This window comes from Marinobacter mobilis, from assembly GCF_900106945.1.
GTDB classification, from domain to species: domain Bacteria; phylum Pseudomonadota; class Gammaproteobacteria; order Pseudomonadales; family Oleiphilaceae; genus Marinobacter; species Marinobacter mobilis.
Map to the genome: position 1 here is coordinate 315,277 of NZ_FNNE01000003.1, position 17,390 is coordinate 332,666.

General features: G+C 56.7%; 16 protein-coding genes. 13 read left to right on the plus strand and 3 right to left on the minus strand.

Annotated features, from left to right (window positions below):
- Window positions 1-132 precede the first annotated feature (132 nt).
- A complete protein-coding gene (locus BLV11_RS06285) occupies window positions 133-693 on the plus strand; it encodes a hypothetical protein (protein WP_139173213.1) in 561 nt (186 codons plus the stop codon).
- A gap of 193 nt (window positions 694-886) precedes the next feature.
- Window positions 887-1,825 (plus strand): DUF6160 family protein, encoded by a 939-nt coding sequence (locus tag BLV11_RS18295; protein WP_175528297.1) that lies wholly within the window; start codon window positions 887-889, stop codon window positions 1,823-1,825.
- A 160-nt stretch (window positions 1,826-1,985) separates the two neighbouring features.
- Here the strand turns inward: BLV11_RS18295 and BLV11_RS06295 are convergent, their stop codons facing one another.
- Window positions 1,986-2,603, minus strand: coding sequence for a hypothetical protein (locus tag BLV11_RS06295; RefSeq protein WP_091812114.1), 618 nt, complete (start codon window positions 2,601-2,603; stop codon window positions 1,986-1,988).
- A 171-nt stretch (window positions 2,604-2,774) separates the two neighbouring features.
- Here BLV11_RS06295 and BLV11_RS06300 point away from each other — a divergent pair, with 171 nt between their 5' ends.
- From BLV11_RS06300 to BLV11_RS06345, 10 genes are all read left to right on the plus strand, one after another.
- Window positions 2,775-3,776 carry a DUF58 domain-containing protein gene (locus BLV11_RS06300; RefSeq protein WP_091812115.1) on the plus strand — a complete coding sequence of 334 codons (1,002 nt, stop codon included), beginning with the start codon at window positions 2,775-2,777 and terminating at the stop codon, window positions 3,774-3,776.
- A complete protein-coding gene (locus BLV11_RS06305; protein WP_091812116.1) occupies window positions 3,773-5,836 on the plus strand; it encodes a transglutaminase TgpA family protein in 2,064 nt (687 codons plus the stop codon). The genes BLV11_RS06300 and BLV11_RS06305 overlap by 4 nt, the downstream gene beginning before the upstream one ends.
- A 28-nt stretch (window positions 5,837-5,864) precedes the next feature.
- On the plus strand, window positions 5,865-6,917 hold the full coding sequence (locus tag BLV11_RS06310) for a DNA polymerase III subunit delta' (protein WP_245725935.1): 1,053 nt from the start codon (window positions 5,865-5,867) through the stop codon (window positions 6,915-6,917).
- A gap of 133 nt (window positions 6,918-7,050) precedes the next feature.
- Window positions 7,051-7,401: a PilZ domain-containing protein gene (locus BLV11_RS06315; protein WP_091812117.1), complete on the plus strand. Its 351-nt coding sequence runs from the start codon at window positions 7,051-7,053 to the stop codon at window positions 7,399-7,401.
- 56 nt (window positions 7,402-7,457) lie between these two features.
- Window positions 7,458-8,369: an alpha/beta fold hydrolase gene (locus BLV11_RS06320; RefSeq protein WP_091812118.1), complete on the plus strand. Its 912-nt coding sequence runs from the start codon at window positions 7,458-7,460 to the stop codon at window positions 8,367-8,369.
- Between the two features lies 1 nt (window position 8,370).
- Window positions 8,371-9,261 carry a DUF4892 domain-containing protein gene (locus BLV11_RS06325; protein WP_245725936.1) on the plus strand — a complete coding sequence of 297 codons (891 nt, stop codon included), beginning with the start codon at window positions 8,371-8,373 and terminating at the stop codon, window positions 9,259-9,261.
- A 74-nt stretch (window positions 9,262-9,335) separates the two neighbouring features.
- Window positions 9,336-10,427 carry a patatin-like phospholipase family protein gene (locus BLV11_RS06330; protein WP_245725937.1) on the plus strand — a complete coding sequence of 364 codons (1,092 nt, stop codon included), beginning with the start codon at window positions 9,336-9,338 and terminating at the stop codon, window positions 10,425-10,427.
- 80 nt (window positions 10,428-10,507) lie between these two features.
- Window positions 10,508-11,416 carry a 50S ribosomal protein L3 N(5)-glutamine methyltransferase gene (gene prmB, locus BLV11_RS06335; protein ID WP_091812120.1) on the plus strand — a complete coding sequence of 303 codons (909 nt, stop codon included), beginning with the start codon at window positions 10,508-10,510 and terminating at the stop codon, window positions 11,414-11,416.
- Window positions 11,417-11,449: 33 nt separating this feature from the next.
- The gene (gene aroC, locus BLV11_RS06340; protein WP_091812121.1) at window positions 11,450-12,544 is read left to right on the plus strand and encodes a chorismate synthase; all 1,095 of its coding nucleotides are present in this window, start codon (window positions 11,450-11,452) and stop codon (window positions 12,542-12,544) included.
- On the plus strand, window positions 12,510-13,718 hold the full coding sequence (locus BLV11_RS06345; RefSeq protein ID WP_245725938.1) for an MFS transporter: 1,209 nt from the start codon (window positions 12,510-12,512) through the stop codon (window positions 13,716-13,718). Before aroC ends, BLV11_RS06345 begins: the two co-directional genes overlap by 35 nt.
- On the opposite strand, the gene BLV11_RS06350 is transcribed toward BLV11_RS06345, so the two are convergent.
- Window positions 13,715-14,881: a PilT/PilU family type 4a pilus ATPase gene (locus tag BLV11_RS06350; protein WP_091812123.1), complete on the minus strand. Its 1,167-nt coding sequence runs from the start codon at window positions 14,879-14,881 to the stop codon at window positions 13,715-13,717. The genes BLV11_RS06345 and BLV11_RS06350 overlap by 4 nt on opposite strands.
- Before the next feature lie 17 nt (window positions 14,882-14,898).
- Window positions 14,899-15,801 (minus strand): LysR family transcriptional regulator, encoded by a 903-nt coding sequence (locus BLV11_RS06355; protein ID WP_091812124.1) that lies wholly within the window; start codon window positions 15,799-15,801, stop codon window positions 14,899-14,901.
- A 167-nt stretch (window positions 15,802-15,968) separates the two neighbouring features.
- Here BLV11_RS06355 and leuC point away from each other — a divergent pair, with 167 nt between their 5' ends.
- Window positions 15,969-17,387: a 3-isopropylmalate dehydratase large subunit gene (leuC, locus tag BLV11_RS06360; protein WP_091812125.1), complete on the plus strand. Its 1,419-nt coding sequence runs from the start codon at window positions 15,969-15,971 to the stop codon at window positions 17,385-17,387.
- Window positions 17,388-17,390 lie beyond the last annotated feature (3 nt).

Genomic DNA, 17,390 nt, shown 5'->3' on the forward strand with positions numbered 1-17,390 from the left:
GATCGTAACGCTATTTGGAGCGGTAAAAGTTCGCCATTATCTCAGAGAATTGCGCTCGTGAAACGGGGATTCGCCCAATCACGATCACAATCCGCCATAACAACGAAAAATAACGACAAAACAGGAGGACCTGTGAAGAAGTCAGGAAGAGTGTCGGCAGCCCTTGTTGCCACTTTGCTTATGATCCCGTCCATCGGTCTGGCACAGGAAGACGCCCGCCCCCAGCCAACCCCGGAACAGATTGCCCGGGAAGTACAGAACAATTCTGGCTTTATAGCCCGTAATGCCCTTAGCAAAGCGCAATCATTGCTGGAATATTATGACGACTTTGCGCCCTTTGGGTTGGCGCTGTTCCCCAGTGGACAGATCAAATACGTATGGGCCATCAAGCCCGGGGAGAATATCGATAACATCAACGGCCCGTTGGTACTGAACTCTGTAAGAACGGCGCTGGCTTCACAGGCCAGCAACGGCATCATTCTCGGTTCCGCGGTGGTTTACAAGTATCAGTCTTCCGACGAGGGCGCAGATCCGCAGATCAACATCGAGATTGAATACTTTGGTGGTTTTGCCCAGGTACTGGCGACCCATTTCAGCAAAACGGACGAAGGCTATGAATACAGCGAAGGCGTATTCGGAGAGTTTGACTCGATTGTGTTTGCCCCGCAGACCGCCCCTGAAGAAAGCGAGTAAGTGCTAAGTGAGATCTGGTTCTTGTTAAAAAGTGAAACCAGTCTCAATCAAATGTAAGTGGGTGTAAGCGGATAGTTAATTATTGTGCGCCTGATCTCAGATTCCCTCGTCCTGCTCTGCAAAACTGGCCCTGCGTTCAAGGAAATTGAACGCGACAAAAATAATAGAAATATTCCTTCTTAAGGAGAACAAAATGAAAGGCCTGAAAAAAATTGCTCTGGCAACTGCGGTTGCAGCTGTACCTTTCGCCGCCCAGGCGGAACTGAAAGCCATGGACGACGCGACCCTGGGTTCCGTAACTGGTCAGTCCGGTATCACTATCGAGCTGGCAGCTAACGTAAGCGTTGGCGAAGTTGCGTATCAGGACGACGGTTTCCTGGCAATCACTGGCCTGTCCATCGGTGGTGCAACTCCGGGCACCGCTCTTGACGACATCAAGCTGACCATCGACGTTGCTGGTGCTGGCGGAGCTGGCGTTGGCGCTGGCCCGACTGCCGGTCTGATGGGTACCAACTACCTGGCAACGGCCGCTCCTGCTGTTGGCGCTACCTGGGCCGATACCAACCCGAACAACCGCGAAGCTGGCATGCCGACCGTTCAGGACGGTGACCTGGTGATCGGTCTGCGTTCGCTCTCCGGTAACCCGGTTGACTACGGTCTGGGCGTACAGAGCGTAGCTCTGCACAAGAGCACTGGCGGAACCATTGGTGACCTGGCTTCAACTGCCGGTACTACCCTGATCTCCGATCTCTACATTGCTGGTGCTCTGGGTCCGATCGACATCGTTATCCAGGAAGACACCAATGTGATGAACATTGGCGCCTACTTCAACGCTCAGGGCTCCCTGAACGCTAATTTCGTTGGCACCTACCTGGACTTCGCCCTGCACAACAGCCGTGGTGCGGATCAGAACAGCCTGAACGGCGCGGTCAGCTTCGCTTACGCGCAGGTTGATATCGGTCTGGCAACCAACGCTGCTGGTGAAGATGCTCTGGCGTTCAACGTCAACAACTTCTCCGGCGACCTGGACCTGACCAACATCCGCATGGGTAACGCTGCGAACCCATCCATCGGTAACGTTTACATGACTGACGTCGCTGTAAATGCTCAGATGACTGTTTACGGTCACTAAGCTGCCGATCAGCTTCGGCTGAGAGAAAACCACCCTTCGGGGTGGTTTTTTTGTGGGCGGAAATTGACCAACCGCGCTGGCGGGCGCTCGATCAGTCCGGCACAAAAAAGAGAGCCTGTCAGGGGCTCTCTTTTTGGCTTCTACGTTGTCTGCGTATTGCTTACTGGTCGGGAACCTGGATGGAGAGGTCGAAACCACCGCCGGGCCTGGGCACTAGCGTAATTGGGCCTTCATCAATACCCTGGGGCAGGGTGATCTGATCGATACCGGGAGGGTGTCCGATGGACAGGTTCAGGCTACTGCCGTCAAACGCTATACCCAGCTGGTCGTTCATAAACGATTGGGCAAAGGGACCGTCTGGGATTATCAGTTGTTCGCCGAAAATAATCGGAGGAATGTTGGGGATTTCGTAATTGGGTGGCTGGAGTGCAGCGAGCTCGGCCGTTGGCGTGAGCAAGGTGCGTCTTATGAACTCTTCCTCGGCCTCTCTCAGGGATGCGAAGCGTTCTTCTTCCTCGAGAAACTGGACCTCACCGCGGTCGGACTCTGCTTCAGACTCAAGTTGAACTGGCTCACCAGGCGAAATGGTCAGCGAGCGCAGAATCCGGCGTCGGTCGGCTTCTGCTTGTTGCTGTCGCCTGGGGACGACAATAACGGCAGAGTCTTTTACGTAGGTTTCCACCATTTCATCGGAGGTCAGCGAACGTACGCCTGCGGATACCGGCAGACTACCCACGGCGCCGATTATGGCGGTCAATAGGATAGGATGTTGTTTCATGGTCGGCCTCAGGCGGTTGCTCAAACATTGTTCGTTACTTGAAGTATTTGTGTTTGAGAGGCCTAATTCAAGGATAAAATCCCAGGTTTGTGATCGCCTTTCAGGACTCATGGTTTTGTTTCCTGGCAAGGCGGCAGAAGAGCCTGGATATACCGGTAAACGGGGAGTTTGATGGTTTTCAGAGCAGTCGGTAATCAATGGCGAAAACGGTGGTCCCGTTGGGTTGACCGGCGTCTTCCCCGTGCGGACAAACGGGCGTTCGCACAAAGCAATATCTTCATCCTGCCGACCGGCATGGGGTGGATATTTGCCGTATTGCTGGTTGTCATGCTCCTCACGGGGATCAATTATCAGAACAGCCTGATCTTCTTGCTCACTTTTTTCCTGGGCGTGGTGTTTGTCGCGGCCATGCATCAGACCCACAGTAATCTGTCGGGTCTGGAGTTGACCCTGGTTCACGCCGGAGAAGGCCATGCCGGCGAAACGATCCCCTTTCTGCTTCGTGGCAGTTCCGGTCATGCAGCCAACCTCGCGTTGTCCGTGCGAGTGGATGGTGCCAGCGAAGGTAGCGAATTAAGCATGCAACATGTGGATCGCAACACCTCCAGTGACATGAGATTGTTTGTACAGGCGGCGCAACGGGGCTATTTGCGACTTGATCGGGTTCGTGTTGAAACCCGGTTCCCGTTTGGCCTGTTATTGGCGTGGTCCTGGTTGCGCCCGCAGACGGCTGCAATCGTCTATCCCAAGCCACTAACGCCACCGATACCGGTGGCGGTGGGTGTCGATGGTGACGAAACCGGACGTGAGGCGCGAGTGCAGGGACAGGACCACGCCGAAATGCGTCCCTGGCGTCTGGGGGATCTGAGCCAGCGGGTTCAGTGGAAGCGATATGCGCGCTCCGGAGACATGGTGATTGCTGACTGGCAAGGCGAGCAGGGCAGTCCCCATTGGCTCGACTTTGCGTCGTTCCCCGGCGTAGACACCGAGATGCGACTTAGCTATCTCACCGCCATGGTGCTGGAGCGCGCTCAATCTGGGGAGGTCTTCGGTTTGCGCCTTCCTGGTCAGGACATTGACCCTGACACCGGAGCCAAACACACCCAACGGTGTCTGCGCTGTCTCGCCCTGTTCGGTATCGATAAGGAACCGTCGAAGGTGAAGGCGAAATGATGGGTTCAAGAGGGCCGGACAAGAAACCGAACGCCAGGCGCCCTGTGCCGCAGCTACCCGGGCGTGCCTTGTTATGGCTGATTGCGGCGTTTGTTCTGCTGCTCGTGCCTCAGTGGGATCGATTGCCTTTGTGGTTGCCGCTTGCCTGTGTGGGTCTGGCCGGATGGCGTTGGCTGGTGCACCTTGGGCGGCTTCGCTTGCCGGGCCGCTGGTTCCGGGGCGGTATTATGCTCGTGATGATTTCGGCGTATCTGGTGACCATCAACGGCGGATTTACGGTAGATACGGCGGCGTCGTTCTTTGTCATTGCCGTGGGGCTAAAGTGGATAGAAACCCGCACCCCCCGGGACTTTTATGTGTTGTTTTTCATATTGACCTATCTGGCCGCCGTTAACTTCCTGTTTGAGCAGGGCATGATCTGGACACTGCTTAATTTCGCCGGAGTGATGTTCCTGCTGATCGGTCTGCAGATCCTGAACGCGCCGGATGTTCCCAATGCGTTGATGGGCGGCTGGCGACGCCTGCTTGGCATGTTCGTCAAGACGTTGCCTATTGTGGTCCTGCTTTTCCTGTTCTTCCCCCGTCTCGCGCCTTTGTGGAGCGTGCCGTTGGTTTCCGGGTCGGCAAAAACCGGCATGAGCGACAGTATGACCCCCGGCGATATATCCAATCTGGCGCAAAGCAGTGAGCGGGCTTTTCGGGTAGCGTTTGGTGGCACCGTACCCATTCCTCGGGATCGTTATTGGCGGGGCCTGGTTCTGGACCAGCTTGATGGCAACACCTGGCGCCAATCCCGGCCCGAACCCTATCAGCGGCTCGGGCGGGTTATGAACGATGGTGGAGTTGGGGAGCTTGGGCCCTCGGAATACGATGTGTTGATGGAGCCTACCGGTCAGAACTGGGCCTTTGCGCTGAAAGGATCGGCTGCGGCTTCAGCCAACGTATATGAGTCCGGTGATGACTTGTTTCGATTTCGGCGGCCGGCCGATACTCCAGTGCGTTATCGATTATCCTATGGGCATTCAGCCGGCGCTCCCGGAGCGCTAACATCGGCAGAGTTTCGTCAGTTTCTGCAGCTTCCTTCCGGAGGCAATCCACGGACACGGGCGCTAGCTGACCGGCTCCGCCGGGAAAATCCTGACGCTGCGGGCTTCATCGACCAGCTTTTGACTCGATTTCGTGAAGAACCCTATTTCTATACCCTTCGGCCCCCGAAGATGACGGGAGACAGTATTGATCAGCTGCTGTTTGATGCACGGCGTGGGTTCTGTGCCCACTATGCGGGGGCGACCACCTTTTTGCTGCGGGCCGCAGGTATTCCCGCCAGAATCGTAACTGGCTATCAGGGGGGCGAAGCCGGGGCTGGGGGAGACTACCTGATTATCCGCCAGTACGATGCCCATGCCTGGGTCGAGGCGTGGCTGCCGGGGCAGGGGTGGTTGCGCATAGACCCGACCGCGGCCATTGCTCCGGACCGGATTGAGATGGGTTTGCAGCAAGCGGTAGCCGACGAGGGCTCATTCCTCGAGAATAGCTGGACGTCGCCCCAGCGCTATGGCGATGTTGCGTTGATTCGATGGGCCTCGCTGCAACTCGATAAGATCAACTACCAATGGCAGCGTTGGGTGGTGGGCTATCAGGGCCAGACCCAGTTGGATCTGTTGTCCCGTTTGCCGGGGCACTGGGGATTGAAGGAGCTCGGATATTTCAGTGCGGGCCTGGTGGCAGCTGGCCTTCTGCTTGCGGGGGTACTATCTGCGCTTCGCCAGCGCGCCCTGGTCATCAAGGATCCCTTTGCCCGGATCACCGAGCAATGGCATCAGCTGTTGTTGCGTCATGGAATCGAGGTAATGGAAGGGGAGACCCCTCGGGAAACGGCGGAACGTGTGGCCAGAGCAGTGCCAGCGGCGGCTGCTCCGGCCCGATCCTTTGCCCGGGCCCTGTACAATCATTACTATGTCGGCTCTGGCGGTGGCGAGTCGGGCGACCAGGCGAAAGAACGTGACCGGCTCAAAAGACTCCTGCGAGCCACCCGTAAACAATTGAACACCAAGAACTGAAGTTCACACAGAGGTAATCACTTTAGCCATGACCGCCAGTGAAATGAGTTGGCATAACGATGCCTGGCGATTTGTTGACGGCAGCCTGCGTGCAGGCCGGCTTTCCCATGCCCTATTGGTTACCGGAGAGCGTGGCGTCGGCAAATCCTCGTTTTCGGCAGACGTGGCAGCGCTGCTGGTTTGCGACCGGCCGACGCTGTCAACTCCAGGCGAGGGGACGCTGGAACGACTGATGCCTTGTGGCCAATGCAAGCAATGTGAGCTGGTCAACGCTCAATCCCATCCGGATATACGACGGTTCGCTCCGGAGAAATCTAAAATGATCCGGGTTGACCAGATTCGAGCGTTGTCTGCGTTTGCCATGGCCTCGCCTCAGGTAGCACGCCGTAAGGTGATTCTGGTTGAGCGGGCCGATCAGCTCAATATCAATGCCGCCAATGCTTTGCTGAAAACCCTGGAGGAGCCGCCGGCGGATCTGGTGCTGGTGCTGCTTCAGGAAAGCGGTCGCCCGGTGTTGCCAACCTTGCGCTCGCGGTGCCAGACGGTAACGCTGCCGACACCGGATATGGCGACCGCATTGGTCTGGCTGACGGCAAATGTTCCGCTCAATAACGCGGACGGAGAAGGCGAAGCCCCGGGGGCTGAGCAGTTTGAGCAAGCCTTGCGGCTGGCCGGTAATGCACCGCGTTTGGCGTTGGAATACCTGGACGGTGACTTTATCAGCCAGCGTCAAGCGGCACTGGACAGCTTTCGCAAGTTCCTCAAAAACGAACTGGCGTTGCCTCAGGCAGTCAAGGTGTTCAAGGATCTGGGACTTGATGGCATGCTTTGGTTGCTGGAGGGCTGGGCGGCCGATCTTGCCCGCCTGGGGTGTGGCGGAACGGCTCGTGATAGCGAGGCCGCCGACATGCTTCGGTTTCTCGCGGCGAATAATCCGCCATGGTGTGCCCATGACTTGCTGGACGCGTGCCGGGAAACCCGATCCGCGGGAATCTACAACGCCAGTATCGAGCTGGAAGTTGAACGACTACTGATAAAATGGCAGGCGTTGATGCCATCACGAAAGCGCAAAGCAGGTTAAGCTGGGCCTGAGAAACTTCTGGGCGCACCTGATAATCGCCTGCTATGATTGTGAAATACAATAAGTTTTGTGGCCGGGTGGGAGTGAAAATTTCCCACTACGGTAGGCCGGATTGCAATAGGGGAAGTGACACATGGGGCCAGGATTTGGCGCGCGTAGCGGTATTCTGACACTGACGATTAAGGACAAGGCCGTACTGTATGCGGCCTATATGCCTTATATCCGTCAGGGCGGTCTGTTTATTCCGACCCAGAAACAGTATCAGTTGGGGGATGAAGTTTTTCTTCTGCTTAATCTGATGGATGAGCCGGAGAAGATCCCGGTAGCAGGGAAGGTCGTCTGGATTACCCCCAAGGGGGCTCAGGGCAACCGGGCCGCAGGTATCGGTGTCCAGTTCAGTGGTGAGGATGAATCCGCTCGCACCAAGATTGAATCCTATCTGGCCGGGGCACTCAACTCCGATCGTCCTACTCACACCATGTAAGTCCACAGCCTTGCTGTGGGTTCGGCTGACAGGTCTGACTGTCCATCGGGGTTTCCATGAATGATCGAGTCTTAGGGGCGACTGTGCAGACGCAAGGCGGTGCGCACCGGGAAATTCGTTGGCCGTTAAGGCACATGGTGCTGGCGGGGGCGCATTGGCCATCGTCAGATTCCGCCACTGCCGGGGCCCCGGTGGTTATGATTCATGGCTGGCTGGATAATTGCCTGACGTTTTCCCGGTTAGCGCCAATGCTGACCCAGCTTGGTGATGTGTATGCCATAGACATGGCTGGCCACGGTCACTCCGATCACCGTCCTCCGGGGCAATCCTACCTGCTTGTTGACTACGTTGCCGATCTGGCAGAACTCCTGGATACGCATTTTGATGGGCCAGTGCGCCTCGTGGGGCATTCCCTCGGTGGCATCGTCGCGATGATCTATACTGCAGCCTTTCCTGAAAAGGTCGAATGCCTGACCGCTATTGATAGCTTCGGGCCGGTCAGCCGGCCTGCGAGTCAGGTCATTCCGCAACTGCGAAGTGCCTTGTTAAAGCGTCAGGACGGCTCTGGTCTCGGCCCGTTATACGCCAGTATTGAAGACGCGGCTCGTGCCCGAGCGGGAGGCTTAAGTCCACTTTCGAATGAGGCTGCACACTTGCTGGTACCCCGAAACCTGCGTCAGGAGGAGGATGGTTATCGCTGGCGCAGTGATCCAAGGCTGCGGCACCCGTCTATGATCATGCTGGATGAGGAGCAGGTGATGGCGGTGGTGGCCTCGTTGACAACCCGGATGCTGCTGCTCGTAGCCGAAGGCGGTATTCTTGCTAAAAGCGATCGCTTGAAAGCCCGTACCGGGGCGGTGAAGGCGTTGCAGGTGTTGACGGTTCCCGGCAGTCATCATTGCCATCTGGACGGTGAGGTTACCCCCGTAGCGGATTCAATACGGGACTTTATACAAGGTGGGGCGTGACTTGAGTATTTACCTGAAAGCCGGATTGCTGTTTGTGGGGTTGGTGGTGGCATCGCTGCCGGTTAGGGCGATGGGGGCCCTTGCGCCCTTTCCCCTGGCGACGGTTGAGGTCGAGACCCAAATTGAATCCCCCGCCCACCGTGTGCTGCTCAGCCCGGTTCGTGAGGTGAATGACGAAATCCGTTCGGAAACGGTTGTCCGGGTGCCCGTACGGGGGACCGGGGCGCTTCTCAGAATCGCGGAGGATTCCAGCAGGGTGGAGGCCCGGGCTTACTACCGCCAACAGCTTCAGCTGCTAGGTGCCAGAGAGCTGTACGAATGTGAGGGGCGCAACTGTGGCCGGAGTAATGTCTGGGCCAACCAGATTTTCGGCCAGGCGACACTCTACGGGCGCGATGCCGAGCAGGATTACCTGGCGGCGGTCGTTGACCAGGACGACCGCAGGCTGCTGGTCCTGGTGTATACGGTCACACGTGGTAATCTCCGTGAATACGTTTGGGTCGAACAGCTGGTGCTTGGTGAAGGCGCGAGTTTGCCCGCGGTGTCCAACGGAGGAGGGCGTATTCGCGGGCCAATCGTGGTGCCCTGGAGTGGCGGTGTCACCGTCAGATTCGACTGGAGCTCAACCGACCGTCGTCACCTTAACAACTGGGCTGCAGAGGAGGGCGCCACCGTTCTGTTGACCAGTCGCACGGCCCTCAGGTCTGATGAAACACTTCAGCAGTCTTTGGAACGGTCCGGTCAGGCATTAACTTCCATGGCATCCTTGTTGGCGAAGAGCGGGATCAGGGAGGACCGGCAAACACAGATCAACATTGGGCCAGCGGTTCAGTCACTGGATCCTGCTGGGAATACCGATCGTATCGAAATTCTGGTGATTCTTGCGCCATGAACGAATCAAATCCCGAATCTACTCCAGCCACCTCTCCAAGTACGCCTGCAACGCCCGGAACGGCTTCCAGCCCCATGACGCAATCCGCCCAAGGTAATAAAGGCCGGAAAACGGTCGCGTTAACATTGGGAAGTGGCGGTGCCAGGGGCTACGCCCACATTGGGGCTATCGAGGTTCTGGAAGAACGCGGTTACGACATCATCGCCATTTCCGGTTGCTCAATGGGCGCGCTGATTGGCGGCGTGTATGCCGCGGGTAAGATGAAGGACTACAAGGATTGGGTCACTGGGCTGGGCCAGTTTGATGTGCTGAAACTGCTGGACGTCACGTTTAATTCCGCCGGAGCCATTCGCGGTGAAAAGGTGTTTTCGGTGGTGCGGGAAATGCTCGGTGATACCCGTATTGAAGACCTGTCTATTCCCTATACTGCGGTGGCAACGGATCTCCTGTCCCACAAGGAGATCTGGTTCCAGGAAGGTCCGGTCGACCAGGCCATCCGTGCCTCAATCGCCATTCCTGGCCTGATTACACCGATGGTGTTGCAGGGGCGTGTCCTGGTTGACGGCGCTCTGCTTAATCCGTTGCCGATCATTCCGACCATTTCCTCCCATGCCGATCTGATTGTCGCGATCAACCTGGCCGGAGAGGATGACCAGAGCCAGACGGTTCAGGATGCGATGTTTGGTGGCGAGATCGAAGGGCTTGGAGAAGGCGAGGAGTGGGTGCAGAAAGTGCGTGACAAGGCCTCTCGCTGGTTTGACTGGGATATTCTGAAGGCCTTTACCGGTAAGCGGGACGGTAGCGATTCCGCTGACACCGAGGCTCGGATTAACAAGGCGATGGAAGAAAAACGCTCGGCGGATGCTCAGAAAGACGCTGAGGGCGGCGGCCTGTTGTCGGAACTCGATGCCCTCGACTGGGACAAACTCGGCATTGGCCGTTTCGATGTGATGAACCTCGCCATCGAGTCCATGCAAAGCGCTCTGGTGCAGTACAAGATTGCTGGCTATCCACCGGACCTGCTGGTGAATGTCCCTAAAAACGTCTGCCGGACCTATGACTACCATAAGGCGCCGGAACTGATCCAGATTGGCCGTGAACGAATGATCCAGGCGCTCAATCGCTTTGAAAAAGGCCGCAACAGTTCCGGGCCGCTGTCGATCTGAATCATCCAGGACTGCCTTCACCACGCGAAAGCGCGTATAATTTGCGGCCAGCCCAGCCGCATCAGAAGGAAGCTTGACCAGTGACATTGCCCATAGACGACCTCCATACCGTACGGGATTACCTGAGGTATGTTTCTTCTCAATTTGCGGCATCTCCGCTGTTCTTTGGGCACGGTACCGATAATGTCTGGGACGAGTCAGTCCAACTGGTCATGCGAAGCCTCCATCTACCGCTTGAGAACAACAAGCTGTTTCTCGATGCCCGCCTGACCCGGGAAGAACGGGGCCTGATCCTGGATCGGATGGAAAAGCGGATTACCCAGCGCGTGCCACTGGCTTATCTCCTTGGGGAAGCCTGGTTCATGGGGATGCCGTTCCATGTCGATGAGCGGGTATTGGTGCCTCGTTCGCCGATCGGCGAGCTTCTCCAGTCAGAGCTTCAGCCCTGGCTGGGTGACAGGCACGTTACCCGAGTGCTTGATCTTTGCACTGGGAGTGGTTGTATTGGTATCGCCGCTGCCACCGTTTTTGAAGATGCGGAAGTCGATCTTTCCGATATTTCGGCGGATGCCCTTGCGGTCGCAGACAGTAACATCGACTACCATCAGGTTGGCGACCGGGTGCGGACTGTGCAGTCCGACGTGTTTGACAATATTCAGGGCCGGTATGACGTGATTGTCAGTAACCCGCCCTACGTGGATGCCGGGGATATGGCTTCCATGCCGGAAGAATTCCGCCACGAACCGGTGTTGGGTCTGGCTGCCGGCGATGACGGGCTCGATATTGCTCACCGCATCCTGGCGAAGGCTGCTGACCATCTGACACCGGGTGGCCTGTTGATTGTCGAGGTTGGCAACAGCTGGGTAGCGCTTGACGAAGCCTATCCCGACCTTCCGTTTACCTGGCTGGAATTTGATCAGGGTGGTGATGGCGTCTTCCTCCTGCAGGCAGAAGATCTGCAGCAGTGGTGCGAGAATAAAGCTCAGTAACTACTTCATATAAACTATACAAGATACTGAATTATGTCTGGAAATACCTTTGGTAAGTTGTTTGCGGTCACCACATTTGGTGAAAGTCACGGACCGGCACTTGGCTGCATCATTGATGGTTGTCCTCCCGGCATCGAGCTGACCGAAGCCGACTTGCAGAAGGACCTTGACCTTCGTAAACCCGGAACGTCACGTCATACGACACAGCGCCGTGAACCGGATGAAGTCCGTATTCTCTCTGGCGTGTTTGAAGGCAGGACCACAGGAACACCGATTGGTCTGCTGATCGAGAATACCGATCAGCGTTCCAAGGACTACTCCAAGATTTCAGAACAGTTCCGGCCGGCCCACGCTGATTACACCTATACCCACAAATACGGCTTTCGCGATTACCGTGGTGGCGGCCGGTCATCGGCCCGCGAAACCGCGATGCGCGTTGCCGCAGGCGCTGTAGCGAGAAAGTTCCTCGAGCAACGTCTGGGCATCCGGATTCGGGGTTATCTGGCGCAACTGGGGCCGATCGCCATTGATAAGCTGGACTGGGACCAGGTTCACCAGAATCCCTTTTTCTGCCCGGATTCCGATAAGGTGCCTGAGCTTGAAAGCTACATGGATGCCCTGAGAAAAGAGGGAGACTCCATCGGAGCCCGTATCAATGTTGTCGCTGAAGGCGTGCCGCCAGGCTTGGGAGAACCGATCTTTGACAGGCTCGATGCCGATTTGGCCCATGCCCTGATGAGCATTAATGCGGTCAAAGGGGTGGAAATTGGGGCCGGCTTTGGCTGTGTTACCCAGAAAGGCACCGAGCACCGCGACGAAATGACCCCGGACGGCTTTCTGTCGAATCAGGCTGGCGGTGTGCTTGGCGGAATTTCTTCCGGCCAGCCCATTCTCGCCAGCATTGCGTTAAAGCCTACATCCAGCTTGCGTCTTCCAGGACGCAGCATCGATATCCATGGCAATCCTGTGGAAGTGATCACCACCGGCCGTCATGATCCCTGCGTCGGTATTCGCGCCACGCCGATTGCCGAGGCCATGATGGCGATCGTACTGATGGATCACTATCTGCGGCATCGCGCTCAGAATGGCGACGTTGTCGTTGAAACCCCGGATATCGAGAAGCGCTGAGGGCGGGGCTATTTACTGGCGTCTGTCCAACCTCTACTTTTGGTTTTTTGCACTTCTTGGTGCATTGCTCCCTTACTGGTCCCTCTACCTGCAAGGTAGGGGGTTCAGCTACCTCGAAATCGCCTCGCTGATGGCGACCATCCAGATCACCAAGGTTGTTGCTCCCAGTCTCTGGGGCTGGCTCGGGGACCGCACCGGTCAGCGTGTCAGGCTGGTTCGTCTGGGGGCTGTAGTTGGCGCAATCAGCTTCCTGGGTGTCTTTCTTGAGCCGGCATTCTTTGGGCTCATGCTGGTGATGCTTGTTTTCACCTTTTTCTGGAACGCCATCCTTCCATTGTATGAAGTGATCACCCTGCGTGGCCTGGGGAGTGACAAGTCGCGTTATGGCCGGGTACGGCTGTGGGGTTCCGTGGGTTTTATTGCAACGGTGGCGGCGGTCGGTGCAGTGCTGGACCGGGTTTCCGTTGCGCAGCTTCCCTGGCTGGTATTGCCGGTGTTTCTCGGAATCGTCGTGTCTGCATTCCTGATTCCTTCGGATCAGGGTGTGGTGCGAAAAGAAGAGGGAGCCGGGAGCTTGCGGGGAATCCTGGTAGAGCCTGCGGTCATCGCATTTTTTCTGATGAATTTCCTGCTTCAGATCTCCCACGGTGCCTACTACACCTTCTTCAGTATCCACCTTGAGCAGTATGGATACAGCAAGGCTGCAATCGGGCTATTGTGGTCCCTGGGCGTGCTGGCAGAAATTGGCCTGTTCATTGTAATGCATGGCCTGTTTGCCCGGTTCAGCTATCGTCAGATTGCATTGTGCGCGCTCGCCCTTACCCTGCTGCGCTGGGTGTTGATTGCCGAGGCCTCCGACTGGCTTTGGGTATTGTTGTTTTCGCAGTTGTTGCATGCAGCTTCCTATGGCGCGATGCACGCACTATCGGTGCAGTACATTCATGGCTATTTTGGGCGTGGGCATCATGGCCAGGGGCAGGCGCTATACAGTGGTCTGACCTTTGGCGCCGGCGGGGCCATTGGGGCCTGGGCGTCGGGATTTCTGGTGGAGGGGTATGGTACAGATTTGGCGTTCTGGGGTAGCGCAATTGCCATCGCCTTTGCGCTGATTGTGACCTGGCGATGGCTGAGGCCGCCGCCAGGTCAGGGCAGTATTGTACAATCCGCCGATTAAAGCGGATTGTCGGAGTCTTCCTCATCCTCTTCGGTAGATTCAAGGCTGAGGGTGAAGCCTCCACCCGCTGCACCGGCTGCCGCTTCTCCGCCAGCGCCTGAATCATTGCCATGCAGTTTGATCTTCAGTCGCAGGTTGTTCGCAGAGTCCGCATTCTTGAGAGCCTCATCTTCGGTAATCTTGCCATCCTTCCAAAGGTTGAACAGCGCCAGATCGAACGTCTGCATGCCGATGTTGGTGGACTTCTCCATGATCTCCTTGATGCCATCAATCTCACCACGCAGAATCAGCTCGCTGATGGTAGGCGTACCCAGCAGAATTTCGATCGCCGCGCAGCGTTTTTTATCGACTGTGGGAATCAGGCGCTGGGACACAAAGGCGCGGAGGTTCATCGCCAGATCCATCAGCAACTGAGGGCGGCGTTCTTCAGGGAAGAAGTTGATGATCCGGTCGAGGGCCTGGTTGGCGTTGTTGGCATGCAGTGTTGAGATACACAGATGTCCGGTCTCGGCGAAGGCCAGCGCATGCTCCATGGTTTCCCGGTCTCGGATTTCGCCAATCAGGATAACGTCGGGCGCCTGACGCAGGGTGTTCTTCAGCGCCTTATGGAAACTGCGGGTATCAACCCCAACTTCCCGCTGGTTGATAATGCTCTTCTTGTGCCGGTGGATGTATTCCACCGGATCCTCGATCGTGATGATGTGACCACTGGAATTGGTGTTGCGGTGATCAATCAGGGCCGCCAGCGAGGTGGATTTACCTGAACCGGTGGCTCCGACAAAGAGCACAAGCCCGCGCTTTGACATGACCACGTCTTTGAGGATGGTCGGCAGGCCGAGTTTATCGGCGTTCGGAATCTCGGTGACGATGTTACGGGCAACGATTGAGATTTCATTGCGCTGACGGAAAATGTTGATGCGGAACCGGCCGACTTTGGGAATGCTGTAGGCAAGGTTCATTTCCAGTTCCTGCTCGAACTCTTCGATCTGTTCGGGATCCATTACCTGGTAAGCGATGTCCTTGATGGCGCCGGGGGCCATGGGGGTCCGGTCGATGGGCTTGAGTGTGCCCTGAAACTTGGCGCAGGGGGGGGCGCCGGTGCTCAGGTACAAATCTGAGCCATCCTTCATGGCAAGAATTTTCAGGTAATCATCAAAGCCCATGGTGTCTCCTGTTACGGTTACTTGGTGTCTGTTCGTCCCTGCGTCAGGAGTGCCTGCTCCTGTTCCCGGACAATTCGTTTGAAGCCTGTTGCCGCTGCGCTCAGTTCCCGGCCATTCAATCCGATGGCGCCTAGCATTCGCGATACCGGCTGGTTGACGGCAATCCGAACCACCGACTCGTCAATCATGCCCTGAGGCAACACGCTCCACCCCAGCCCTACGCTGGTCATCATCTTGATGGTTTCCAGGTAGTTCGTGGGCATTTGTGAGTTCAGATTCAGGCTGTGCTCCAGAAACAGCCGGCTGACCACTCGATAAGTCGCTGTGGACGCGTCCGGCAGCACGGCCGGGTAGCGACCAAGGTCTGCGAGCGTTGCCCGCTCCATCGCCGCTAGAGGGTGATCGGGGCCGGCAACAAACGCCATTGGATCTAACCATTGTTCGTATACCATGAAATCATTTCCCATACTGTCACTGAGTGTGACGAAGGCTAACTCTGCGTTACGTTTACGCATTTGGGCGTAGGCCGCGTCGGACTCCATAAACTGCAGATTGACCCGTACCTGGGGGTACTCGCGGCTGAACCGACGCAGCCAGTTCGGCAGGTGATGCAGGCCAATGTGGTGGCTGGTGATAATGTCCAGTTCACCGCCAACCTCATCGTTGTCGTCCGAAAGCGCCACCCGGGCGTTATGCAGTTCGTCGAGGATGCGTCGTGCATGGGGGAGAAGGCGAGTCCCCGAATCGGTCAGGCTCAGCTGGCGTTGGCTGCGGTCAATAAGCTGGTGGCCCAGCAGATTTTCCAGGGCGGCGAGACGCTTACTGATCGCGGGCTGGGTCAGGTGCAGTATCTCAGCCGCCTCCGAGAAGGAGCCGGTATCCACAATGGTCACAAACGCTTTCAGGCTGTTGCTATCCAGGTTCAGGTCCTCCGCTTAATTATTCCAGTTGGGAATCATCTATATAAAAAACATGAATTGTAGTTATTCAATCCAAGGGTATACCATATTGCCCATAAGAGAATAGATAGAGGAGCTGCCAGTTGCGGGCTCCCTGGTAAATCACCGAGAGAGTTGAGGAGCCTTCCATGGCCGGTAAAACCTTGTACGACAAATTATGGGATGATCACCTGATCAAACAGCGGGATGACGGTTCTGCGCTGATCTATATTGATCGCCAGCTCCTGCATGAAGTGACCTCACCGCAGGCCTTTGAAGGTCTTCGTCTGGCGGGCCGCAAACCCTGGCGGCTGAGCGCCAACCTCGCGACTCCGGACCATAACGTTCCGACCACTGATCGTGAAAAGGGCATTGACGGTATTGTTGATCCGGTATCACGCACCCAGGTCGAAACCCTTGATCGCAACTGCGATGAATTCGGCATTCTGGAGTTCAAGATCAAAGACCAGCGTCAGGGTATCGTGCATGTGATCGGGCCAGAGCAGGGGGCGACGCTGCCGGGTATGACCATTGTCTGTGGCGATTCTCACACCTCCACCCACGGGGCGTTTGGTACTCTCGCTCATGGTATTGGTACGTCAGAGGTCGAGCACGTGCTTGCGACCCAGTGCCTGGTTCAGAAGAAAATGAAGAACATGCTGGTGAAGGTCAACGGTCGCCTTGGCGCCGGAGTCACTGGAAAAGATGTGGTGCTGGCAATCATTGGCAAGATCGGCACGGCTGGAGGTACCGGCTACGCCATGGAATTCGGCGGCGAAGCCATTCGTCAGCTGTCCATGGAGGCTCGCATGACCATCTGTAACATGTCCATTGAGGCAGGAGCCCGTGTCGGTATGGTCGCGGTAGACGACATTACCATTGACTACGTCAAGGGGCGTCCGTTTGCACCTAATGGCGAACAGTGGGATGCCGCTGTGGCTCACTGGCGCACTCTGCACAGTGACGACGATGCGGTTTTCGACAAGGTGGTGGAGTTGGAAGGCGCTGACATCAAGCCCCAGGTAACCTGGGGAACGTCCCCGGAAATGGTGACCGGTGTTGATGGCCTGGTACCTGACCCAGCGAACGAAGCGGACCCGATCAAGCGTGAAGGCATCGTTCGTGCCCTGAAATACATGGGGCTTGAGGCCAATATGCCGATCACAGATATTCAGCTGGATCGTGTGTTTATCGGCTCCTGCACCAACTCAAGGATTGAAGACCTGAGGGAAGCTGCGGCCGTCGTCAAGGGGCGCAAGGTTGCTCCGACCCTCAAGCAGGCGCTGGTGGTTCCGGGTTCTGGTTTGGTCAAGGCTCAGGCGGAAAAAGAAGGTCTCGACAAGATCTTCATGGAAGCTGGCCTGGAATGGCGTGATCCTGGCTGCTCTATGTGTCTGGCAATGAATGCTGACAAGCTGGGGCAGGGGGAGCATTGTGCTTCAACCTCGAACCGCAACTTTGAAGGCCGTCAGGGCTTCGGTGGTCGTACTCACCTGGTTAGTCCGGCCATGGCGGCGGCGGCAGCGGTTACCGGCCATTTTGTTGATGTTCGAGAATTGACCCACTGATCC